Source organism: Sphingomonas sp. AC435 (assembly GCF_979253005.1).
Map to the genome: position 1 here is coordinate 1 of NZ_CEEDCJ010000131.1, position 231 is coordinate 231.

Here is a 231-nt window from a genome sequence, read left to right on the forward strand (position 1 = left end):
CGCCGGCATCGAGGTGCCGCAGGTGGCGCTCGCGCCGTGCGAGGCCAGCGCGCCGATCAAGCTGGAGATGGCGTTGCGACGCGAAGTGGGCGGGAGACCATCAGCATGAGTCAGGCAGCATGAGCCAGGAAGTCCTGCTCGTCACCGGCCTGTCGGGGGCCGGCAAGTCGCCGGTGTTGAAGACGCTGGAGGATCTGGGCTGGGAGGTCGTCGACAATCTGCCGCTGGTCC

At 68.4% G+C, this 231-nt stretch carries 1 protein-coding gene; it reads left to right on the forward strand.

Annotation, left to right across the window (positions count from 1 at the left end; genetic code table 11):
- Positions 1 to 119 precede the first annotated feature (119 nt).
- A partial coding sequence (locus tag AC0CH8_RS19195; protein ID WP_465241244.1) for an RNase adapter RapZ occupies positions 120 to 231 on the forward strand: 112 nt, incomplete at its 3' end.